Annotated in this window: 24 protein-coding genes; 18 read left to right on the top strand and 6 right to left on the bottom strand. The window is 59.5% G+C overall.

What is annotated here, in order from left to right; translation table 11 throughout:
* Window positions 1-50 precede the first annotated feature (50 nt).
* From pgsA to ASC97_RS30085, 3 genes are read left to right on the top strand one after another with little or no spacing between them, the layout of a single operon-like run.
* Entirely contained in the window at window positions 51-641 is a 591-nt protein-coding gene (gene pgsA, locus ASC97_RS30095) for a CDP-diacylglycerol--glycerol-3-phosphate 3-phosphatidyltransferase (RefSeq protein WP_057471988.1), read from the top strand.
* Complete coding sequence (gene moaD / locus ASC97_RS30090; RefSeq protein WP_037063785.1) at window positions 638-892, top strand: molybdopterin converting factor subunit 1; 255 nt, start codon at window positions 638-640, stop codon at window positions 890-892. The genes pgsA and moaD overlap by 4 nt, the downstream gene beginning before the upstream one ends.
* A gap of 1 nt (window position 893) precedes the next feature.
* Complete coding sequence (locus ASC97_RS30085; protein WP_057471987.1) at window positions 894-1,367, top strand: molybdenum cofactor biosynthesis protein MoaE; 474 nt, start codon at window positions 894-896, stop codon at window positions 1,365-1,367.
* On the opposite strand, the gene ASC97_RS30080 is transcribed toward ASC97_RS30085, so the two are convergent.
* A complete protein-coding gene (locus tag ASC97_RS30080) occupies window positions 1,368-2,264 on the bottom strand; it encodes a branched-chain amino acid ABC transporter permease (protein ID WP_057471986.1) in 897 nt (298 codons plus the stop codon). It abuts the gene before it with no gap.
* A gap of 63 nt (window positions 2,265-2,327) precedes the next feature.
* Between ASC97_RS30080 and ASC97_RS30075 the strand changes: the two genes are divergently transcribed.
* Window positions 2,328-2,876 carry a CGNR zinc finger domain-containing protein gene (locus ASC97_RS30075; protein WP_057471985.1) on the top strand — a complete coding sequence of 183 codons (549 nt, stop codon included), beginning with the start codon at window positions 2,328-2,330 and terminating at the stop codon, window positions 2,874-2,876.
* On the top strand, window positions 2,873-3,382 hold the full coding sequence (locus ASC97_RS30070) for a hypothetical protein (protein ID WP_082530231.1): 510 nt from the start codon (window positions 2,873-2,875) through the stop codon (window positions 3,380-3,382). Before ASC97_RS30075 ends, ASC97_RS30070 begins: the two co-directional genes overlap by 4 nt.
* A 74-nt stretch (window positions 3,383-3,456) precedes the next feature.
* On the opposite strand, the gene ndk is transcribed toward ASC97_RS30070, so the two are convergent.
* On the bottom strand, window positions 3,457-3,879 hold the full coding sequence (gene ndk / locus ASC97_RS30065; RefSeq protein WP_016553456.1) for a nucleoside-diphosphate kinase: 423 nt from the start codon (window positions 3,877-3,879) through the stop codon (window positions 3,457-3,459).
* Window positions 3,880-4,115: 236 nt separating this feature from the next.
* Here ndk and ASC97_RS30060 point away from each other — a divergent pair, with 236 nt between their 5' ends.
* The 6 genes from ASC97_RS30060 to ASC97_RS30035 all read left to right on the top strand — a co-directional run bounded on the left by ASC97_RS30060 (window position 4,116) and on the right by ASC97_RS30035 (window position 10,341).
* Window positions 4,116-4,640, top strand: a complete 525-nt coding sequence (locus tag ASC97_RS30060) for a DinB family protein (protein ID WP_057471983.1) — start codon at window positions 4,116-4,118, stop codon at window positions 4,638-4,640.
* A 126-nt stretch (window positions 4,641-4,766) separates the two neighbouring features.
* On the top strand, window positions 4,767-5,822 hold the full coding sequence (locus ASC97_RS30055) for a GGDEF domain-containing protein (RefSeq protein ID WP_057471982.1): 1,056 nt from the start codon (window positions 4,767-4,769) through the stop codon (window positions 5,820-5,822).
* A 47-nt stretch (window positions 5,823-5,869) separates the two neighbouring features.
* Window positions 5,870-7,753 carry an ABC-F family ATP-binding cassette domain-containing protein gene (locus tag ASC97_RS30050; RefSeq protein WP_057471981.1) on the top strand — a complete coding sequence of 628 codons (1,884 nt, stop codon included), beginning with the start codon at window positions 5,870-5,872 and terminating at the stop codon, window positions 7,751-7,753.
* A gap of 129 nt (window positions 7,754-7,882) precedes the next feature.
* Window positions 7,883-8,713, top strand: coding sequence for a polysaccharide deacetylase family protein (locus ASC97_RS30045; protein WP_057471980.1), 831 nt, complete (start codon window positions 7,883-7,885; stop codon window positions 8,711-8,713).
* Between the two features lie 95 nt (window positions 8,714-8,808).
* On the top strand, window positions 8,809-9,735 hold the full coding sequence (locus tag ASC97_RS30040) for a Gfo/Idh/MocA family protein (RefSeq protein WP_057471979.1): 927 nt from the start codon (window positions 8,809-8,811) through the stop codon (window positions 9,733-9,735).
* 60 nt (window positions 9,736-9,795) lie between these two features.
* Complete coding sequence (locus tag ASC97_RS30035) at window positions 9,796-10,341, top strand: GrpB family protein (RefSeq protein WP_057471978.1); 546 nt, start codon at window positions 9,796-9,798, stop codon at window positions 10,339-10,341.
* A 5-nt stretch (window positions 10,342-10,346) separates the two neighbouring features.
* Here the strand turns inward: ASC97_RS30035 and ASC97_RS30030 are convergent, their stop codons facing one another.
* A complete protein-coding gene (locus ASC97_RS30030) occupies window positions 10,347-10,796 on the bottom strand; it encodes a DNA polymerase III subunit chi (protein WP_057471977.1) in 450 nt (149 codons plus the stop codon).
* Window positions 10,793-12,292, bottom strand: a complete 1,500-nt coding sequence (locus ASC97_RS30025; RefSeq protein WP_057471976.1) for a leucyl aminopeptidase — start codon at window positions 12,290-12,292, stop codon at window positions 10,793-10,795. Before ASC97_RS30025 ends, ASC97_RS30030 begins: the two co-directional genes overlap by 4 nt.
* 150 nt (window positions 12,293-12,442) lie before the next feature.
* Here ASC97_RS30025 and ASC97_RS30020 point away from each other — a divergent pair, with 150 nt between their 5' ends.
* The 7 genes from ASC97_RS30020 (at window position 12,443) to rsmA (ending at window position 20,953) form a co-directional block, all read left to right on the top strand.
* Window positions 12,443-13,240, top strand: coding sequence for a phosphatase PAP2 family protein (locus ASC97_RS30020; protein WP_057472087.1), 798 nt, complete (start codon window positions 12,443-12,445; stop codon window positions 13,238-13,240).
* A gap of 97 nt (window positions 13,241-13,337) precedes the next feature.
* On the top strand, window positions 13,338-14,516 hold the full coding sequence (gene lptF, locus ASC97_RS30015) for an LPS export ABC transporter permease LptF (protein ID WP_057471975.1): 1,179 nt from the start codon (window positions 13,338-13,340) through the stop codon (window positions 14,514-14,516).
* Window positions 14,513-15,601: an LPS export ABC transporter permease LptG gene (gene lptG / locus ASC97_RS30010; RefSeq protein WP_057471974.1), complete on the top strand. Its 1,089-nt coding sequence runs from the start codon at window positions 14,513-14,515 to the stop codon at window positions 15,599-15,601. Before lptF ends, lptG begins: the two co-directional genes overlap by 4 nt.
* Complete coding sequence (locus tag ASC97_RS30005) at window positions 15,601-17,955, top strand: LPS-assembly protein LptD (protein ID WP_057471973.1); 2,355 nt, start codon at window positions 15,601-15,603, stop codon at window positions 17,953-17,955. Before lptG ends, ASC97_RS30005 begins: the two co-directional genes overlap by 1 nt.
* Window positions 17,956-18,140: 185 nt before the next feature.
* A complete protein-coding gene (locus ASC97_RS30000) occupies window positions 18,141-19,094 on the top strand; it encodes a peptidylprolyl isomerase (protein WP_057471972.1) in 954 nt (317 codons plus the stop codon).
* Between the two features lie 6 nt (window positions 19,095-19,100).
* Window positions 19,101-20,126 carry a 4-hydroxythreonine-4-phosphate dehydrogenase PdxA gene (gene pdxA, locus ASC97_RS29995; protein WP_057471971.1) on the top strand — a complete coding sequence of 342 codons (1,026 nt, stop codon included), beginning with the start codon at window positions 19,101-19,103 and terminating at the stop codon, window positions 20,124-20,126.
* On the top strand, window positions 20,126-20,953 hold the full coding sequence (gene rsmA, locus ASC97_RS29990) for a 16S rRNA (adenine(1518)-N(6)/adenine(1519)-N(6))-dimethyltransferase RsmA (protein WP_057471970.1): 828 nt from the start codon (window positions 20,126-20,128) through the stop codon (window positions 20,951-20,953). The genes pdxA and rsmA overlap by 1 nt, the downstream gene beginning before the upstream one ends.
* A gap of 60 nt (window positions 20,954-21,013) precedes the next feature.
* Here rsmA and gmk read toward each other — a convergent pair whose 3' ends face one another.
* Entirely contained in the window at window positions 21,014-21,679 is a 666-nt protein-coding gene (gene gmk, locus ASC97_RS29985; RefSeq protein WP_057471969.1) for a guanylate kinase, read from the bottom strand.
* A gap of 3 nt (window positions 21,680-21,682) precedes the next feature.
* On the bottom strand, window positions 21,683-22,570 hold the full coding sequence (locus tag ASC97_RS29980; RefSeq protein WP_057471968.1) for a YicC/YloC family endoribonuclease: 888 nt from the start codon (window positions 22,568-22,570) through the stop codon (window positions 21,683-21,685).
* Window positions 22,571-22,572: the final 2 nt, after the last annotated feature.

The following is a 22,572-nucleotide window of genomic DNA, read 5'->3' as shown; positions in this document are numbered from 1 at the left end:
TTGCGGTCAAAGCCGTCATCTACGGACGCACCAATTCAGAGAAAAGCTTCATGGCATCGCGCGCATATAATATTCCCAATCTGCTGACCTATGGCCGTATCCTGGCCGTGCCACTCATCGTCCTGTGCTTTTTCCTCGAAGGAAAGCTGGCGATCAGCAATACCGCCCGATGGGTGGCGCTGTGGATATTCATCATCGCGTCGCTGACCGACTTCCTCGACGGCTATCTTGCGCGCATCTGGAACCAGACGTCGAATATCGGCCGGATGCTCGACCCGATCGCCGACAAGCTGCTGGTCGCTTCGATCCTGTTGCTGGTTGCGGCGGATCAGACGATTGCCGGATGGTCGATCTGGGCGGCGATCACCATTCTGTGCCGTGAAATTCTAGTGTCCGGGCTTCGCGAATACCTGGCAGCCCTGAAGGTCAGCGTACCGGTCACCCGCATCGCCAAATGGAAGACGACCGTCCAGCTCGTTGCGATTGCGTTCCTGCTCGCCGGCCCGGCCGGGGACGAAGTCTTTCCGTACACGACGAAGACGGGCATCGGCCTGCTCTGGATCGCGGCCATTTTGACCATTTATACCGGCTACGACTATTTCCGCGCGGGCATCAAGCACATCGTGGACGACGAAGAATGACGAAGCTCGTATATTTCGCCTGGGTGCGAGAACGGATCGGCAAGGGCGAGGAAGAGATCACCCTGCCCCAGTCGGTTGTCACCGTGTCGGATCTTCTGAGTCATTTGAAGACGCTAGGCGAAGAGTATGAGACGGCACTTCAGTTCCCCGACGTGATCCGGGTGGCGCTCGACCAGGAGCATGTCGAGCACGACGAACCCATAGGCAATCCGCGGGAGATCGGCATTTTCCCGCCAATGACAGGGGGATAAATTGACGAATAGCTTATCCTCCGCCCCGACGATCCGCGTTCAAAGCGAGGATTTCGACCTGCAGGCCGAAGTCGATCTGTTGACCAAGCGCGTTCCCGGTATCGGTGCGATCGTGACCTTCTCCGGCCTCTGTCGTGACGAAGGCGGAACGCTCGCGGCGCTTGAACTCGAATACTACCCGGGCATGGCCGAGGCCGAGATGACGCGGATCGCCACACGCGCTATCGAGCGTTTCGGCCTTCTGGGACTGACAGCGATCCATCGCCACGGGAAGATCGCAGCGGGCGAGAATATCGTGCTCGTCATTGCGGCCGCGCGCCATCGCCATGCAGCCTTCGACGGTGCCAGCTTCGTCATGGACTTCCTGAAAACCGCGGCGCCCTTCTGGAAAAAAGAACATGGAACGGATGGGTCGTCCGGCGCCTGGATCGCTGCCAAGGATGCGGACGACGCGGCGCGCGACAAATGGAAGTGACTATGGAATGGCGCGTTCGCGCCGGCTGAGCACCAACAGAAGCACGAGCAGGGAAAAGACCACGAAATCGCGCCACAGGAACGGGCCGTAGGCCGTCCATAACGTCTCGACGACGCCGAGACCTGCAGCCCCTCCTGCCGACTTCAACGGATCCGAATAGCCTCCCACGGCCGCTACCATCAGAACCTTGAGCCCGAACATCAGGCCCGCGCCAAAATCCATCGTACCGTAATAGGCGGTGGACAGGATGCCGCACAGCGTCGCGACCAGTGCGGCGCCGGCATAGGCGAAGAGAAAGACCCGGTCGGCGCTGGCACCGCAGAGTTCGGCGGCCAGCGGATCGTCCGTGACGGCGCGCCAGACGCGCCCCCAGGAGGTGCGTTTGAGGACGAAGGCGCCAACCGCGATGAAGGTGCACATGAACACTGTATTTATGAGCTGGATCTCCGTCAGCACGACCTCGAAGGTTCCGTCTCGCCAGAACACGACGCCGCCGTTGAGAAAGGGAGACAGCCAGAGGCTTCTTGTGTTCGACGCCAGCCGGGCGGTCTCCATCAGGACGATCGTGATGCCGAGAGCCGCAACGATAACGGTGTTGGAAGACTGGCGAACGAGCGGCAACATGATCGAGCGGCCGATCCATATTCCCGCCCCCATCGAATAGACGAGCGACAGGATAACGCCAAACGCCAGGGCGGCCGGGAGGATCAGCCAAAGCCTGTTGTACCCGAAATCGGTGAAGAGCAGCAGGATCTGCCCTGCAAACGCAAATATCGCGCCATAGGTTATGTCGGCCCGTTTCGTGACGCCGAAGGCGAGCGCATAGCCAAAGGCGAGCGCAGCATAGAGCGCGGCCAGCGGTATCGCATTCGCCAGTTGCTGCAGCAGGTACGCCATCAAAAACTCCCGATCGCCAAAATCATAACTGGCAAAATAAGTTTTACCAGTTATATTTTCTGTATGACATTTTCGTGGACCTCCCATCGTTTCTCTGGCGGCGCGCTGGCGCTGGACGTCGCAAACAGCGTCATTCTCAGGCATGACGAGGCTCGCCGTGTCGACCGCTTCGCGGTTGACCAGCAGCTGGATGCCTTTCCAGAGGCGGCGTCGGTGTTTTGCGCCGAGCGCGCGCTATTCGGCGACCTACAGCCCGCGGCACCGGAAAACAGGGCAAAATTCTTTTCGCTGCGCGAAGCGACGGACGGCTATTTTCGCCGCCGCATACTGACGGGCAGCGACGACTTGCTGCTCGCTGACCTCCTGGAGGCAACTGCGCTGATATTGCGCGGTTCATCGGGGCAGAACGACCTGGACAGAGCAACCGCGCATTCCGTGCTGAAGCTCATCGCGACCTCCGAGCCGGAGCGCACGAAGATTTGCCGGAACTGCGGATGGCTGTTCATTGATCGCAGCAAGAACAGGAGCCGCGCCTGGTGCGACATGGCGGTTTGCGGCAATCGCGCCAAGGCGCACCGCCACTATCGCCGAAAGAAGGAGGAGATGCCATGAGGATGAAGGTCATTGCCGCGCTGGCATTGAGCGCCTGGCTTATCGCCGGGTGTCAGCGCGAGATGGAGAAAATGGTCGAAGTCAGCGGTCACCTCTTCGTCTTCAACTACCGTGTCGCCACGGCAACCTATCTCGTGACATTGCGAAAGACGGCACCCATTCCCGATGGTTCCGTGGCAATCGCCGAATTCGAAGATCCAGCCGGCGGCGAGCCAATCGTGCTCAATGAAAAAGTCTACCCTGCCTGGGACCAAATCACGCTGCAGAGCCCGCCCGTCCATTGCATCCGCAAGGACAGGCCTTATGCCGTCAATATCCGGCTCGTGGATGCAGGCGGCAAGACGTTGCAGGAACTGAAGACGCAGCTGATCTCGGATGTTGATCAAGCCGCGATGCTGCCAGGCAAGCCGCTCGTCGTCGGCCCGTTCTACAACAAGAACCCGGAGGTCTTCAAACCGGACGGAACCGTGGACTATTCCAACACAGACACGTGCCCGGCGGTCTGAATCAAAAAGCCGGAGCAATGCCCCGGCTTCGAGAGTCATTTCAATGCGTTCGGCAGATCTGCTGAACGCTTGAATCAGCCAACGATTTCAGTGTCGGAGAACCAGTATTTGATTTCCTGGGCAGCCGTTTCCGGAGCGTCGGAACCGTGAACCGAGTTCTCGCCGATGGAGAGAGCGTGAACCTTGCGGATCGTGCCTTCGTCAGCGTTTGCCGGGTTGGTCGCGCCCATGATTTCGCGGTTCTTCAGGATGGCGCCTTCGCCTTCCAGAACCTGAACGATCGTCGGGCCGGAGGTCATGCCTTCAACCAGTTCGCCGAAGAAAGGGCGTTCCTTGTGAACGGCGTAGAAGCCTTCTGCTTCGCGCTTGCTCATCCAGACGCGCTTGGAGGCGACGACGCGCAGGCCGGCATCTTCGAGCATCTTGGTGATGGCGCCCGTCAGGTTACGCTTCGTTGCATCGGGCTTGATCATCGAGAAGGTGCGTTCAATCGCCATTGTGAAATCCTCAGTTATCGGGGAAAAGTGGGCGGTCTTTACCCGTCCGATGGCCTGAAAACAAGGGGGCAGCAGTAATTTCACGTCCCTGTCACAGGCCTGACCGCATCGATACGCTCCTTCGGTATTCAATGCCATCGAGGGTGGTGGGCCCGTCGCCCATCATGAATATTCATGGCGTCATCAAAGGCAACGGCGCGGAAATCGCATAGTATCGCCTGCAAACGGAGGACGAGATGTTGCAGCAGTATGGAATGCTCGCAGACTATAATCGCTGGGCGAACGCACTCGTCTATGGCGCCGCATCCGAATTGTCCGAAGCCGAGTTTCGGAACGACAAGGGCGCTTTCTTCGGTTCTTTGCACCGCACGCTGAACCACCTGATCGCCGCCGACCGCATCTGGATGAAGCGCTTCACGGGCACAGGCGAGGCTCCAACGGCGCTCGACAGTGTCCTGTTCGACGATCTTGCCTCCCTCTCGCTGGCGAGACGGGTCGAGGACCGACGCATCGTCGAATGGGTGAGAGAACTCGACGAACGGGCGCTTGCCGCTGACTTCACCTACACGCCAATCACCCAGCCGATCTCCATCACCCAGCCGTTATGGACAAGTCTTTCGCATTTCTTCAACCACCAGACGCATCATCGGGGGCAATGCCATATGATCCTGACCGCGCTCGGCAAACCGAGCCTGGGGCTCGATTTGGCCTATTTCCTACGCGGAGACGGCAAGCCGTGGCTTCGATCAACATCGCATTAACCGCGTTCTCCGATCGCTGCGTCTCCTTTCCTCCAATCCGGGTGCGAATTCAGGCTATTTTAAACCCTCGGGTGCATAGCGGAAGAGACGCCAGGCCGCACAGAGCCAACGAGCGAGGAAGCCGCCATGCGAAATGCAGCATCGAGTTCACAGGTGCAACGCGAAGCCCCGCGCCCGGCGGCCGTGCCGGCAACGGACATCCAGCGGATCAGCCAGCATATGGCACGGCTTGGCATTGCCGGCATACCGCGCAACTACGAGCTGCTGCATTATGCAATCATCGGGCAGAACGCCGCCCTGGCGCAGGACATCGCTGCGCTTGGCCCTTCCCCCAAACAACCCGCCCTCGATGAGATCGGTCTGAAATACCGCCTTGTAAGTCACTGTGGCCTCGTCGGCGAGTCCTCCCAGGCCGAGATGGGGAGAATGCTGCAGGATATGGCAGCACATCTCTCCGAAAGCCTGCGGCAGAAGCAGAGTTTCGTGCGCTCGGCCGAAGCCGTTCTTCATTCGATTGCCGGCAATCCGGAGCAAAGCCTCGCATCTTTCATGAGCGAAATGGACTACCTGTCGACGTCGTTGACCGAGGTATTGGCCGGGGAGACGAGCCTTTCCGCAAAGCTCCGCGGTGACATCGAAAAGCTGGAGGCGCTCGAGCGTGGCGTTGTGGCAGCGCAATCGGCATCTTCGACCGACAGACTGACCGGCCTTCCGAACCGCGTCGCTCTCAACAAGACGATGCTCGACCTCTACGAACGCGAAGACGGCGCCTCAGGCAGCGCGCTCATCATGGTCGACATCGACGATTTTAAAGCGCTCAACGGTCGCTACGGCACGCAAGCCGGCAGCAGGCTTCTCAAGAAGCTTGCCGACCTCTTTCGAAAATCGATCAAGAAGAACGATTTCGTTTCACGCACGGATGGCGACGAATTCACGTTCCTGTTCGCCAATGTGGGAATGCAGGAGGCGTTGGCGATCGCCGAGCGTCTGCGGACGTCGGTCGAAGAAAATGTCGTCTTTGCCGCCACCGACACTGTGGGCGCCACGCGGCTGACGATCTCGCTGGGAGTGGCGTTGAGCGCGGATGCGACGACGGCATCGCAGTTGGTGGCGAACGGCCGCATTGCGCTGCATGCAGCCCAGTCGAACCGGCGCCAACCCGTCCAGGCCTTCGGGCGCTGAACGACAAGCTCTTGCGCTAACCGCAGGTTTCGGCCAAAACGCCGCCTATGATCACGATTACCGATATTTCCGCACGCATTGCCGGCCGGCTGCTTCTCGACCACGCCAGCGTTTCGCTGCCATCCGGTACCAAAGCCGGCCTCGTCGGGCGCAACGGCGCTGGCAAATCCACGCTGTTTCGCGTCATCACCGGCGACCTGGGTTCCGAAACTGGCGTGGTATCGATCCCGAAGAATACGCGGATCGGTCAGGTCGCTCAGGAAGCGCCCGGAACGGAAGACGCGTTGATCGAAATCGTGCTCGCTGCCGACAAGGAGCGCGCTGCCCTGGTCGCCGAGGCGGAAACCGCCACCGATCCGCACCGCATCGCCGATATCCAGATGCGCCTCGTCGACATCGATGCGCATTCCGCCGAAGCCCGTGCGGCAGCCATTCTTGCCGGCCTCGGCTTCGATCAGGAGGCGCAGTCGCGTCCGGCTTCGGCATTTTCCGGCGGCTGGCGGATGCGCGTGGCGCTTGCCGCCGTACTTTTCGCCGAACCGGACCTGCTGCTCCTCGACGAGCCGACGAACTATCTCGACCTTGAAGGCACGCTGTGGCTCGAGGACTATATTCGTCGCTACCCGCATACCGTGATCATCATCAGCCACGACCGCGATCTTCTCAACAACGCGGTCAATTCGATCGTTCACCTGGACCAGAAGAAGCTGACCTTCTATCGGGGCGGCTACGATCAGTTCGAACGGCAGAAGGCCGAGGCGGACGAATTGCAGACCAAGGCGAAAGCAAAGAACGATGCGGCACGCAAGCATCTTCAGAGCTTCATCGATCGCTTCAAAGCCAAGGCAACCAAGGCACGCCAGGCGCAGAGCCGCGTCAAGGCACTGGAACGCATGGGAACGGTCTCGGCGGTGATCGAGGATCATGTGCAGCCGATCACTTTCCCCGAACCTGAGAGGCAGCCCGCCTCCCCGATCGTTGCCATCAGCGGCGGCTCTGTCGGCTATGAGCCCGGAAATCCGATCCTGCGGAACCTCAACCTGCGCATCGACAACGACGACCGCATCGCGCTGCTCGGTTCGAACGGCAACGGCAAGTCGACGTTCGCGAAGTTCATCTCAGGCCGCCTCAAATCCGAGGCCGGCGAGGTCAAGCTCGCGCCGAGCCTGAAGATCGGCTTCTTTGCGCAGCATCAGCTAGACGATCTCATTCCGGACCAGTCGGCAGTCGAGCATGTGCGCCGGCTGATGCCGGAGGCGCCGGAAGCAAAGGTGCGCGCCCGCGTCGCCCAGATGGGCCTTGCGACCGAAAAGATGGCGACGGCTGCCAAGGATCTCTCCGGGGGCGAGAAGGCCCGCCTGCTGATGGGCCTTGCGGCCTTCCATGCACCGAACCTGCTGATCCTCGACGAACCGACGAACCATCTCGACATCGACAGTCGCCGGGCGCTGATCGAGGCGCTGAACGACTACGAAGGCGCCGTTATCCTGATTTCGCACGACCGGCACCTCATCGAAGCGACGGTCGACCGGCTCTGGCTGGTCAACAACGGCACGGTGACGACCTTTGAAGGCGACATGGACGAATACCGAGACATCGTCGTCGCATCCGGTAAAAAAAAAGAAGAAAAGCCGCAGCTGAATGACGATGCGGCCTCGAAAGCCGATCAGCGCAAGCTGAACGCCGAGAAGCGCGCTTCCCTTGCGCCGCTCAAGAAAAAGATCAACGAAATCGAATCCTTGACGGGCAAGCTGGAGAAAGTGATTCAGGCACTTGATGTCGAACTTGCGGATCCCATGCTCTACGAGAAGGCGCCTGCGAAGGCCGCCGACAAAGCAAAACAGCGTGGCGAGGCCGCGGCAAAGCTTGCCCTCGCCGAGGAGCAATGGCTGGAACTCTCCTCCCAATACGAAGAGGCTATGGCAGGATAGTCACACGCCTCTCGCAAGCGTACCAAATTCGGCTTGCGTGAACGCAATCCGCAGCAATTGAAACCGATCGTTAACCATAATCCGAAAGGTTGTCTCAACATTCATTACTGATTTGTTGAGCCAACTTTCATGCATCGCATCGCTGTTTATTCCGGTCTCATTCTATGTACCGTGCTTGCCGGCTGCCAAACCGCAAGACATCCCGCCCCAGATACGACCATAAAGACCTCTTCGATCGTCTCTCCCGAAGGTAAGCCGGCACCGGATGCCGGGACCACCGAACTGCCAGCCTCACGCTACGGCGGCAAGCACCATCTGGCGGGGCGCACGCTGACGATTTCTTCGCTCAACGAGCTGCGCCTGCAGGACAAGGAAGTCATCCTCTCTTTCGACGACGGCCCAATCCCCGGACGCACGGACCGCGTGCTTGCGACACTCGACGAGTTCGGCGTCAAGGGCGCCTTCATGATGGTCGGGGAAATGGCAGCCCTGCATCCGGCACTTGCCCGCAAGGTGGCCATCGACGGCAATGCGATCGGAAGCCACACCTACAAGCACGACAACCTCGCCTCGCTGACATTCGACATGGCGATGGCGGAAGTAACGCGCGGTGAAGCTGCGGTGACGAAGGCAACCGGCGTGGACGTCAACTTCTTCCGTTTTCCCTATCTGGCCGACAGCCACAAGCTGAGGGCCGCCGTCGCCATGCGCGACATGGTCGTTATGGACGTCGACATCGACACCAAGGACTATTTCAGCGTCTCGCCCGCCAATGTCACCAAGCGAACGATGGACCTACTGCACAAGCGCGGGCGCGGGATCATCCTGATGCACGACATCCATAACCGCACCGCCACGATGCTGCCGACGCTCCTCAGCAGGCTCGAAGCCGAGGGCTACCAGGTAGTAACGCTGAAATTCAAAAGGCCCGCAGCTCCTGCTGAAATGGCGTCGCTGTAATCGACAACCGGCGCTTGCCCGCCGGCTTCTTTCTGATAAAACGGATTAAAAATAAATCATACTTTTGAGCGAAACACCGAACGCGAGCTACCAGCATGTCACCCATCAACCTCGCCATTGTTGGCGTCGGCAAGATTGTCCGCGACCAGCACCTTCCCTCCGTCGCCAAGAACCCGGATTTCAATCTGATCGCGACGGCAAGCCGTCATGGCACCGTCGAGGGTATCCAGAGTTTCACGACCATCGAAGCAATGCTGGAAGCAATCCCCGCGATCGATGCCGTCTCCCTCTGCATGCCGCCGCAATATCGCTACGAGGCTGCTCACAAGGCACTCTCGGCGGGCAAGCACGTTTTCCTGGAAAAGCCTCCCGGCGCGACGCTGAGCGAGGTCGCCGACCTTGAAAGCCTTGCCGCGAGCAAGGGCGTTTCGCTTTTTGCGAGCTGGCATTCACGCTATGCCGCCGCCGTCGAAGCTGCCAAGTCGTTCCTCGCCTCCACGAGCTTCCAGAGCGTTCATGTGATCTGGAAGGAAGACGTCCGTCATTGGCATCCGAACCAGGACTGGATCTGGCAGGCCGGTGGCCTTGGTGTCTTCGATCCGGGCATCAACGCGCTCTCGATCGTCACGCACATCCTTCCCAAGGCGATCTTCCTGACCCGCGCGACGTTGGAATTCCCCGAGAACCGCGACGCGCCGATCGCAGCGGACCTGCATTTCAAGAACGCCGACAATGTGCCTGTCCATGCCGAATTCGATTGGCGCCAGACGGGAAAGCAAAGCTGGGACATCGTTGCCGAGACGGCGGCGGGGCAAATGATTCTAGCCGAAGGCGGTTCGAAGCTATCGGTCAACGGCGAACTGACATTCTCGGCACCCGAGGCTGAATACCCGGCGCTCTACAGCCGCTTCGCCGAAATCGTCAAGGCAGGCAAATCCGATGTCGATCTTGCCCCGCTGCGCCATGTCGCCGATGCCTTCATGCTCGGCAAGCGCAAGTTCGTCGACGCGTTCTACGATTGATTTCGCGATGCCGAACCTCATGATACTGTGAAGCGCTCATGGGTTTTCGCGAGGTTTGGCATGCGCGACGATGCGTCCTATGGACTGGGCTTGAAGAATCAAACGGTTTCGCTCGCCGAGCCAAACGTCCTATGGCACGACGCCTATGAAGCTGAAGCGGAAGCGATCCGGCAGGCGCTCGGTGACATGGCGATTGACATACAGCACGTCGGCAGCACTGCTATTTCGAGGATCAAGGCAAAACCGATCATCGACATATTGGTCGGCGTGAAGCATTTCGCAGATGGCCTGGCCTGTATCGGAGCAATGGAAAGCATCGGCTACGACTACGCCGGCAGCGATATCGTTCCCGACGACCATATTTTCGGCCGCGGCATCAAGGGCGAGACCCGAACCCATCTGGTTCATGTGGTGGAATATCGCGGCCACAACTGGAACCGGATGATCGCGTTTCGCGACGCACTCCGTGGGGACGCCAGACTTGCCCGCGCATACGAGCAGCTGAAAGTCGGATTGGCTGGCGAGCATGCCGAAAGCCGTGCTGAATACACGCAAGCAAAGCGGGACTTTATCGACAAGGTCGTCAGGGACTGCGGCCTGACCTAATCAGCTCAGGCCTTCTTTTCCCACCGCCCTTCGGGCGTCTGCTGCCAGTATGTGAGGGAGTGCGCCTCCCCTCTCAGCTTTTTCCACTGCGCTCGGGCGCCTTCCAGTTGCTCCTGGTCATAGCCGTCGAACATGAAGACGACGCGCTCATAGGTATCGACCGGCGGCGGCTCGGCGCCGTCGACGACAAAGCGCACCGTCGCGGCATTGGCGTTATCGTCCGAGATCGTCAGGAGCACCGGCTGGCTTGCGGCGAAGTCGCTTTCATCCGTGCCGTGCGGCAGGAAGCTGTCCTCGCGAAATGTCCATAGATGCTGGTCCAGCAGTTCGCGGCGGGCGGCATCCTTCATCTGCACGCAGACGCGCCAACCGCGCTCGACGCTTTTGTCGAGCAGCGGCGGAAGCGCATCCTCCAATTTGGATTCCGTCAGATGGTAAAACAGGACTTCCGTCATGATTCGTAGTTGGTGCGGACGAACTGATCGAGCAGACGTACGCCGAAGCCGGATCCCCACGACTGGTTGATTTCGTCCAATGGGGAGCCCATCGCAGTCCCGGCGATATCGAGGTGAGCCCAAGGCGTTTCCTGTACGAATCGCTTGAGAAAATGTGCAGCGGTGATCGAGCCCGCGTGGCGGCCGCCGGTGTTCTTCATGTCGGCGAACTTGCTGTCGATCATCTTGTCGTATTCCTTGCCGAGCGGCATTCGCCAGAGCTTCTCGCGGGTCTCAAGGCCCGCCGCTGTCAATTGTTCGGAAAGCTGATCGTCATTTGAAAACAACCCGGCATGCAGATTGCCGAGGGCAACCAAGATCGCGCCGGTCAGTGTTGCAAGGTCGATCATGAATTTCGGCTTGAAGCGGTCATTGCAATACCAGAGGGCGTCACAGAGGACCAGGCGACCTTCGGCATCGGTGTTGATGATCTCGATCGTCTGGCCGGACATCGAGGTGACAATATCGCCGGGACGCTGGGCGTTGCCATCAGGCATGTTCTCGACAAGGCCGATGATGCCGACCGCGTTGACTGCCGCCTTGCGCGCGGCAAGCACGTGCATGAGGCCGGTGACTGTTGCAGCACCGCCCATGTCGCCTTTCATCTCTTCCATACCCGCCGCCGGCTTGATGGAGATGCCTCCGGTATCGAAGACGACGCCCTTGCCGATGAAGGCGACAGGGCTCTGTCCGCTCTTGCCGCCCTTCCACTGCATGACCGCAAGACGCGGCGGACGTACGGACCCCTGCGCCACGCCCAGCAGCGCGCCCATGCCGAGCTTCTTCATCTCCGTTTCGGTCAGGATTTCCACGTCGACGCCGAGCTTCTCGAGCTCCTTGGCTTTCGCGGCGAACTCGACCGGACCGAGGACGTTCGGAGGCTCGTTGACGAGATCCCGGGCAAGATTGACGCCGTCAGCCACGGCTTTCGAGATCTTGAAGGCTTTTGCAGCCTCACTTGCGTTGGCCGTGACGATGGTCACCTTGACGGCTCCATTCCGGCTCTTGCCGTTGCCATCGTCCTCGTTCTTCTTCGTCTTATAGGTATCGAAGCTGTAGGCACGCAGCAGCATGCCCAGCGCAAAGTCCGCGACCTCGCTGGCGCCGACCCTGGCACCTGGCGCATCCAGGAATATCGTTGCCAAGGTCGTGTTCTTGATCTTTGAAGCGGCTGCTCCGCCCAGTTTCAGCCAATCATGCGATGCCAGCTCTTCGGCCTTGCCGAGACCGATGACGAAAATGCGCTCGGCGGACGAGCCTTCAGGCGCAACGATATCGAGAGCAGACGCAAGCTTGGCGGTAAATCCGGCAATCTTGGCGGCCTTTGCCACCACGCCGGATGGATCCGCGGCCTGCGCGCCAGCGGACGAATCCGCGTCCTTCGTCTTCAGCAGAACTGCGCAACCACCGGCAATCTCGGCAGATTTCTCAAACGATATATCGAACTTGACAGACATGTCTTCTCCAGTGGGTTTCTTGAGAGCCCTCTACCCTGATCATTTCGGTTTTCACCCTCGAAAACAAGTCTGCGTCGGGCGTTCCGTTCGCCATTGCGCGGAAATCACGTCAACGGGCTGTCATCCGCCGCAGCTATCGATCGCTCCGCAATGACAGGACACGAATCGACATTGATCTCAACATTGAAAGCAACAGGACCGCGGGTGTTCCTGCGGCGGCGGCGTGCCGCGTGGGATGCCTTCTGGGTCCTTCTGGGACTCTGGGGTGTATCGCTCGCACTATTCAATACCTTTCCGCAGATCGACCCTTACGTCTCCGCGCATTTTTTCGTGCGCGAAGCCTGTAGCACTGCCCCAGCGATCGGGGAAAACTGTGGCCATTTCCCCTACCGGCAAGATCCATTTTTTCAGCTGCTTCGGACGCTGTTCCTTCGACTGCCCTCTGTGGTCGCCGTTGTCTTGCTGTGGAAGCTGCTGGATTGCTACGGACACCACGGCGCAACGTTCAATGCTGAACGCGCCCGCGCACTGAAAGTCGCGCTCGCCTCACTTGTCATCGGCCCAATTGTCCTGGTGAATTCGATTCTCAAGAGCTACTGGGGTCGACCTCGGCCATCGGAAACACTCGATTTCGGTGGCCATTTCGATTTCGTGCAGGCTGGGTCCATGGCAGGAAAATGCCTGTCGAATTGCTCCTTCGTGTCTGGCGAGGCGGCGGGTGCCGGCTGGCTGTTCTGCCTTGTCCTCCTTGTACCCCAGCCTTTACGGTCGGCGCTCTTGCCTCCCCTGGCGACGATTTCGTTGCTGGCGCCGGCACTGCGCGTTGCGTTTGGCGCCCACTATCTTTCGGACGTGGTCCTCGGCTGGCTTTCGTCACTTGTTGTTTTCGCGGGATTGCTCGCACTAGCCGATTCGCCACAGCGGGAAAAAAAACTGAAAATTGAATGAATTTTTGACGACGGCTTGTCGCAAAAGGAAAGCAAAGAGCGTAGATGATTTTCGCTGCGCAGCGGCAAGGGTTTGCAAAGAGCGTTCAAGGGCGTGCATGAAACTGCTTGAAACATACATATTGCGGCGCGTCGGCCAGATGTTTCTCGTCGCCCTATTGCCTGTCCTTGCGATCATTTGGACGACGCAGGTGCTGCAGCGTATCAATCTGGTCACTGATAGCGGCCAGTCGATCGGCTCGTTTGCGAAGCTCGCGACGCTGATCCTGCCGTCCATCATCCCGGTCGTCCTGCCGTTTGCGCTGGTTATCGGCGTAACGCAGACGCTTACGACGATGAACAACGATTCGGAGCTTGCTGTCATCGACGCCGCCGGGGCCCGGCGCAGCATCATCCTCCGTCCGATTCTCATTCTTGCAGCGGTCATCAGCGTCTTCTCCTTCCTTGTGGACAACGTTGTCGAGCCAAAGGCGAAGACCGGCGCACGCCAGATGATCGCAGCCGCCTATGCCGACCTGCTGTCTACCGTTATCGAAGAGAAGAATTTCCGCCGGATCGATACCGGCCTCTACGTTCAGATATCGGAAAGGCTCGCCGGGCGCGTCCTCAAGGGCCTGTTCGTCGTCGACGAGCGCGATCCTGCGTTCGATCTCATCTATTATGCCCGCGAAGGCGCTGTCGACGGCAAGGGCACTTCGCTCATCATGCACGATGGGGAGGTTCACCGCAAAACGCCGGCTGGCGATGTTTCCGTCATTCGGTTCGATTCCTATTCCTTCGATCTTTCCGACCTCACGCAGAACCGCGGCCAAACAACACTGCGCGCGTCCGACCGCGAATTGCCGTTCCTTCTGAACCCCGATCCGACCGATAAGGACTACATCTCCCGCCCGGAAAGCTATCGCGCGGAATTGCATCGTCGTTTGACCGACTGGCTTTTGCCGATGGTATTCGCATTGATATCGCTCGCCATCGCCGGCGACGCGCGCTCGCATCGCGAAGCGCGGCTTCATCCGATGGTCTCCGCCCTGGTGCTGGCCTTTACGATCCGCTGGGCGACGTTCTATGCGGCCAACCAAATCGACACGGAACCGATGTTCATCGGCGTACTCTATGCCATCCCGGTTGTCGTCAGCCTGATCGCCATCCTGTCTCTCGCGCTTCACAAGCGACTGTCGCTGTTTGGCATGCTGTTCGACCGGATTGCGACCGGCTGGCGCAAGTTCCAGCAGCGACGCCACCGTTCCACGGGGCCGTCAACAGGAGGCGGCGCATGATTTTCGGGACGCTCGGGCGCTACTTCTTCCGCCGTTACCTGTCGACAACGATCTGGTTCTTTCTCGGTGTCATCGCGATCGTGTACCTGGTCGATTTCAGCGAGACGGCAAGCCGCATGGGGAATCTGCCCGGGTATACGGTCACAGGCGGATTGCTGATGACGGCCGCGCGCCTGCCCCTTATTCTGCAGCAGACCGTGCCCTTCATCACGCTTTTCGTCGGCATGACTGTGCTGATCGGCCTCAATCGGAAGTACGAGCTTGTCGTTACGCGCGCAGCCGGAATTTCGGTCTGGCAGTTCATGTCGCCGTTCGTCGCGGGCGCCTTCCTGCTCGGGATTGGTGTGATGACAGTGCTCAATCCGCTCGCGGCATGGGGGCAGCGGCAGGCCGCACTCGTGGAGAGCAACTGGCGCGGAGACGGCGGTTCGTCCAGCAGCGCACCTGAGGTTCCCTGGATCCGACAAATCAGCGGCGAGGACGACGTTATCATCGGTGCGCACAGCATTCTCGAGGATGGCACGCTGCTTGTCGATGCCGTGCTGATACATTTTGATTCGACCGGGCATATCGTTCTGAGACAGGATGCAGGCACGGCAAAATTGAAGGATGGTTACTGGCTCCTTAACAACGTCGTCGAGCGTCGCCCGGGTGAGATCGCCGAGCGCAAGGATGAGGTGCGAGTCCGCACCAATTTGAAACAGGATTTCGTCCAGCAGCGGCTTACAGCCCCTGAAACTATTGCATTTTTTAATCTCTCGGGTCGTATCGAGGCCGCAAAATCCTTCGGGATTCCAACCAAGGCCCTGGAGACTCAATTTCACTCATTATTGTCGCAACCACTGTTGTTGGTGGCAATGACTCTCATTGCTGCAACAGTGTCCCTAAAATTTAGCCGGTTCAACCAATCGAGGTCCGTGATTCTGGGTGGAATCCTTTCGGGCTTCGTGCTTTATGTGATCACCGTGCTTGTAAAAGCATTCGGAAGCAGTGGGGTTGTCCCGCCTTTCGTGGCGACATGGATTCCGGTCACCGTCGCCTTGGCTTTGGGTGCAACAATTCTGCTTCATCAGGAGGATGGCTAGTGGCGGCAGGCAACCGCAAGATTTTTGGTAAGCAATTGGTTGCCCTGTTCGCAGGCGTAGCCCTGTGCAGCTATTCAATCGGCATTCCCGCTGCCATTGCACAGGACGCTTTACAAGGCATGAAGCCCAATGTTCCGGCGGAAGCAAAGATGCTTCTTTCGGCAAATGAGCTCATCTATAACAAAGATGCAGAAGTGGTTTCTGCTGTCGGCGGCGTACAGATCAATTACGCCGGCTACAAAATGGTTTCGCAGCGCGTCGAATACAACCAGAAGACCGGCCGGCTTATGGCGCTTGGTAACGTCGAGCTCATCAGCCCCGACGGCAACCGCATGTATGCCGACAAGCTGGATGTGACAGACGACTTCGCGAACGGCTTCGTCAATTCCCTGCGAATCGAGACAGCTGACAACACGCGAATCGTCGCCGAAAGCGGGGAACGTGTCGGCGGCACAGAGATGATCCTGAACCGGGGCGTCTACACCGCCTGTCTGCCTTGCGCGGAAAATCCGCAGAAACCGCCTTTCTGGCAGGTGAAGGCCGAACGCGTCATTCAAAATGGTGAGAAGCACACGATTCGTCTCGAGACGGCGCGCTTGGAGCTCCTCGGCCACCCGATCGCCTATGTGCCGTGGCTGGAAGTACCCGACAACACGGTGAAGCGGAAATCCGGCTTCCTGTTTCCAAGCTTCGTCACAGCCCAGAACCTGGGCTTCGGGCTATCGGTTCCCTATTACTACGTCATTTCGCCCAGCATGGACGCCACGGTTACGGGAACCGGCTACACCACCCAGGGCTTCCTGGTTGACGCAGAATTTCGCCAACGTTTCGAAAACGGAACGCACACGTTGCGGGTAGCGGGCATCAACCAGATGAGCCCAGGGACGTTTAGTCCCGGCACGAGCGATGCACAGGAAGATTTCCGCGGCGTCGTGTCGTCCAAGGCGGATTTCCGGATCAATCCACGCTGGACGTTCGGTTGGGACGTCATGGTGCAAAGCGACAACAATTTCGCTTATACCTACAATCTCAAGGGTCTCAACGGTTCGACGCACACCAATCAGGCTTATCTTACCGGCCTCGGAAAGCGGAACTACTTCGATCTGCGATCCTTCTATTTCGACGTGCAGGACGCCGATCCCACCAACACGGCGGAAAAGCAACAGCCGATCGTCTATCCGGCGATGGACTATCACTACGTTGCGCCGCAGCCGCTTGCAGGCGGCGAACTCTCCGCGGACGTGAATCTGACGAATCTATCGCGGTCGCACGAAGATTTTTACCAAAGCGCCGGCTACAATCGCTTTCCCGGCCTGGAGGGGCAAACGTCTCGCCTGACCGGAGAACTTGCCTGGAAGCGTACCTTCGTAACGCCCGAGGGTGTGCTCATTACTCCGTTGCTTGCGGCCCGTGGCGATGCGCTGGCACTCAACATGACGCCACCGCCTAGGTTCGGCGAGTTTGCCTATGACGGCAACTACGACAACAGCGATGCGGCGACCCGCACGATGCTGACAGCCGGTCTTGAGATGCGTTATCCGATCCTTGCCACGACAGCGAACAGCACGCATCTGTTCGAACCGATCGTGCAGGTTTACGCCAGGCCGAATGAACAGCTCGCCGGCCGCCTTCCCAACGAAGATGCGCAAAGCTTCGTCTTCGACGCCACCAGCCTGTTCGAGCGTGACAAGTTCTCCGGCTACGACCGCATCGAGGGCGGCACACGCGCCAACGTCGGTATCCAATATACGGGTACTTTCGATAACGGTTACAAACTGCACGGCATTTTCGGCCAGTCCTATCAGCTTGCCGGACAGAACTCCTTTGACACGGACGATCTCGTCAACGTGGGCGCCGACTCTGGTCTCGAAACCACCACCTCCGATTATGTCGGCCTCGGCGGCGTCGAAACACCTCAGGGCTTTGCTTTCGCCGCGTCTTATCGTCTGGACGAGAAGAGCTTCGAGCTGCGCCGCGGCGATCTGACCGCGGGATTCCAGACCGACCTTTTCCAGAGTCAGCTTCTCTATACGCACGTCTCCGCGCAGCCCGCCTACGGCTTCGATTCGGACAACGACGAAGTCCAGGCCCGGGCAACGGTCAAATTCAAGGACTACTGGTCGATCTTCGGCGGGGTCGCGTACGATCTGAACGAGAAAACCGTGACCAGGCAGACGATAGGACTGACCTATGAAGACGAGTGCACGATCTTCACGATCGCCTACTCTGATAGGCGGGATACTAGCGACGAGACCGCAAGCGATTGGAACATCGGCGCCAAGTTGACGTTCCGCACGCTCGGCGACATCAACGTCGGCGACATAAGCGACGCCAACAGGAACATCTATAACTGACCGGATTTTACAGTGCGGCGAAAGAAGGAGAGCCTTTCTTTCGCCGTAACACTGTGCAGGACATTGTCGCCGGTTGACATCTGGAACATGCGCTGAATCTGCCCGGAGCAGCGATGTTCGTCTTGTCTTGATAAGTTAGGCACGCCGCGATGCGAAAGCGCGGCGTCAATGGGAAGGGTCGACAGATGATTGGCGCTACGAGAACCGTAAAGACGATGATGGCCGGCATGGCTTTTGCCATGCTGACGGCCTTGGCTATGCCACAGGCAGGAACCGCTTTCGCCGCAAGCGAAGTCAGGGTCGTCGTCAACGGCACAGCGATCACCAGCGGTGACGTTGCCAAGCGCCAGGCTTTCCTGCGACTGCAGCATCAGAAGGCCGATGCGAAAGCTGCCGAAGACCAGCTCGTCGAACAGGCGCTGAAACAGCAGGAAATATCTCGCGTTCGCATGTCGGTGTCCAAGGAAGACGTCGACGCGTCGTTTGAACGCTTTTCGACCGGTAACAAGCTGACCGCCGCGCAGATGACACAGATTCTCAATCAGTCCGGTGTCGGCGTCGACCATTTCAAGGCCTTCATCGCCGTGCAGATGAGCTGGCCGCGGCTGGTCAATGCCCGCTATGGCGCTAGCAGCAAGATGTCGAACTCCGACCTCGTTGCCCGCATGATGCAGAACAACAAGCAGAAGCCGGAAACGACCGAATATATTCTCCAGCAAATGATCTTCGTCGTCCCGGCCAGCAAGAAGGGAATCGTCGGCAAGCGCAAGAGCGAAGCTGAAGCGTCGCGTTCGAAATATCCGGGTTGCGAGCAAGCAAAGGTTTTCGCCGCGACGATGCGCGATGTGTCTGTTCGCGAGCTGGGCCGTGTTCTGGCACCCGAACTACCCGCGGAATGGAAGCCTCTGATCGAGCAGGCAAAAGGCAACACCACGGCTACGCGCGTGACGGAGCGGGGCGTTGAATATCTCGCGATTTGCAGCCAGCGCCAGGTATCGGACGACCAGGCGGCAGAGATGGTTTTCCGCCAGGAAGACCTGGCCAACGCAAAGGGAAGCAAGGGCGCTCCCCCCGAAAACGCAAATGCCAAGAAGTATCTCGACGAGCTGCGCAAAAAAGCGCAGATCCTGCGCCCCTGAGACCCGATGACAATTTCCTTCTCGCGCCCACTTGCGCTCAGTCAAGGTGATCCCGCAGGCATCGGCCCCGACGTCACGTTGATGGCGTGGCTGCGGCGGCGTGAGCTTGGCCTGCCACCGTTCGTATTCATCGGCGATCCAGACGTTCTCGCGACACGTGCACGGTCGCTGGATCTGACGGTAGCGATCCGGGAAACCAGCTGCGCGCAAGCGAACACCGTCTTTGCGGAGGCTTTGCCGGTTATCCCCATATCAGCCGGTATAGCAGTCATTGCGGGCGAAGCCCACGTGGCCACGGCTAAAGGCACGATTGCGGCCATAGAGAAGGCGGTCGCGCTCACTCTGAACGGTGAGGCGCTCGCCGTCGTGACGAACCCGATTGCCAAATCCGTTTTATACGAAAGCGGCTTCCCATTTCCTGGCCATACCGAGTTTCTGGCTGAATTGGCAACGCGATCGACCGGAAAGCCGGTTACCCCGGTGATGATGCTGGCTGGGCCGAAGCTCCGGACCATTCCCGTTACCATCCACATCCCGATCAAGGATGTGACGCACAAACTCACGGCAGACCTTATCATCGAGACCTGCCGCATCGCGCACGCCGATCTCCTTCATCGGTTCGGCATTGCCCAACCGCGCCTTGCCGTTGCGGGGCTCAATCCGCATGCCGGCGAAGGCGGAACGATCGGCAAGGAAGATGAGACAGTCGTCCTTCCGGCCGTCCAGTTCCTGCGTTCAGCGGGCATCGATGCGATCGGGCCGCTGCCGGCCGATACGATGTTCCATGACGATGCCCGTGCCCGCTACGACGTCGCAATCTGCATGTATCATGACCAGGCGCTGATCCCTGCAAAGGCACTTGGCTTCGACGACGCGGTCAACGTCACTCTCGGTCTTCCTTTCGTGCGCACCTCCCCTGATCATGGCACCGCTTTCGGCATCGCCGGCAAGGGACTGGCTCGGGAAAGCAGCCTGGTCGCGGCTCTCAAGCTTGCCGCGCACCTCGGTCGCGTGGAAGAGAGCCGTCGCTGATGGCCGCATTGGACGGGCTTCCGCCTCTTCGCGACGTCATACAGCGTCACGGCCTCGATGCGCGCAAGGCGCTCGGACAGAATTTCCTGCTGGATCTCAATCTCACGCAAAAGGTTGCCAGAACGGCAGGTCCGCTTGAAGGCGTAACCGTCTTTGAAGTCGGCCCCGGACCGGGGGGCTTGACCCGTGCGATCTTGGCCCTCGGTGCGAAAAAGGTCGTCGCCATCGAGCGCGACTCGCGGTGCCTGCCGGCGCTGGCCGAGATTTCTGCTCACTATCCCGGACGTCTCGATGTCATCGAAGGCGATGCGCTGAAGACGGACTTCGAGGCGCTCGCGCCGGAAGGGCCGGTGAAGATCATCGCCAACCTGCCCTACAACGTCGGCACGCAGTTGCTCGTGAACTGGCTGCTGCCGAAACAGTGGCCGCCTTTCTGGCAGTCGTTGACGCTGATGTTCCAGAAGGAAGTCGGCCAGCGTATCGTCGCGACGGAAGAGGACGACCACTACGGGCGCCTCGGCGTCCTCTGTGGCTGGCGTGCGAGCGCCAGCATGGCGTTCGACATATCGCCGCAGGCCTTTACGCCACCGCCGAAAGTTACCTCCACGGTGGTTCACCTTACGCCGAACGAAAATCCGATCCCCTGCTCCGTCGCCAATCTGGAAAAGGTCACCCATGCGGCATTCGGTCAGCGACGCAAGATGCTGAGGCAGAGCCTGAAACCGATCGGTGGCGAGACCCTGCTGCAAAGGGCCGGGATCGACCCGCAGCGTCGTGCAGAAACTCTGTCCGTGGCTGAATTCTGCCTGTTGGCAAACTGCTTGTAGACATCTGACGGCAGTGCGGGTGCCTGCCCCGCAAGCACCATCGCGTCAAAATTGATGGTCTTAAAGCTTCGGCTCTTCCGTCAGCAGGTTGTTGACGAAGTCGAACAAGCCGTGGCGGCGGTCTCGGCGGACCCGTTCGGCATTGACGATACAGCTGACATTGCGAAAGGCTTCGTCGAGATCGTCATTGACGATGACATAGTCGTATTCGCGCCAGCGTTCGATCTCGGCGCGAGAATTCAGAAGCCGTGTACGAATGACCTCTTCCGAGTCCTCGGCGCGGCGATGCAGGCGCGACTGGAGTTCGGTCATCGTCGGCGGTAGCACGAAGATCGACACGATATCGGCCTTCATCTTGTCCTGAAGCTGCAACGCGCCCTGCCAGTCGATATCGAACAGCATGTCGCGACCTCCGGCCATCGCGGACTCCACGGGCTCCCGCGGCGTGCCGTAAAAGTTGCCGTGCACCTCTGCCCATTCGAGCAGATCGCCCGCATCGCGCATCTTCTCGAACTGCGGTACGGTGATGAAGTGATAGTGCTTGCCGGCGATCTCGCTCGGCCGCTTGGCCCTGGTCGTGACGCTAACCGAGATTTCCAGGCTATGGTCGTCTCTTAGCAGGTTGCCGGCAATCGTCGACTTGCCCGCGCCGGACGGCGAGGAAAGGACGAGCATCAGCCCGCGCCGGGCGATTGTGGTGGGTGTGCTCGACTGTGCCGGGCTCATGTATCACTCCAGATTCTGAATCTGTTCGCGGAACTGGTCGATGACGACCTTCAGCTCAATTCCGGCGGCGGTTACCGCCGATGCATTCGACTTCGAACAGATGGTATTCGATTCGCGGTTAAATTCCTGTGCAAGGAAATCGAGCTTTCGACCGACGGGGCCACCCTTGGCAAGCAGTTCGCGTGCCGCCACAACATGCGCCTTGAGCCGATCGATCTCCTCGCGCAGGTCAGCCTTGGTCGCAAGCAGCGCCGCCTCCGCATGCAGCCTGTCCTGATCGAACTTTCCAGCAGTGTCCATCAGCATGGCCACCTGGGCAGAGAGCCTGGCGGCGATCTCGCGGGGCGAACGCGACGGGTCGCCTTCGATGGTGACGGTCAATCCCTCGATTGCCGAAACATGGTCGTTCAGCACACGCCCGAGCGCGGCACCTTCGTGTTCGCGCATCGATCGCAGGTCGGAGAGCGCGACGAGCAACCCATCGGCGATCTCCGCATCACGAACGGCGAGTGCGTCCTCACTGTCTTCGGTCTCGCGAAATTCGATGATACCCCGGATGGAGAGCAGCGTATCCAGCTGCAGCGGTGTCGGATCGATGATACCGCCGAGCTGGTCCCGCAAAGCGAGGACGGCAGCAAGCGCTTCCTGATTGAGCACGGTCTCGAAACGATTCTCGGCTGCGGACACCGATAGCGACGCCTGCATGTTGCCACGGCTGAACCGTTCGCCGATGAGCCGCCGAACGTCGTTCTCCAGCCGCTCCAGACCTTGCGGCAAGCGAATGCGGACATCCAGCCCCTTGCCGTTGACGGAGCGCAATTCCCATGCCCAGCGCCAGCGGCCGGTCGTCCCTTCGCGCCGCGCAAAACCAGTCATGGACTGCAAAGCCATGC

Source organism: Rhizobium sp. Root1203, assembly GCF_001424945.1.
In the GTDB taxonomy this organism is placed as follows: Bacteria; Pseudomonadota; Alphaproteobacteria; order Rhizobiales; family Rhizobiaceae; genus Rhizobium.
This window is presented reverse-complemented; position numbering and strand designations above follow the sequence as displayed.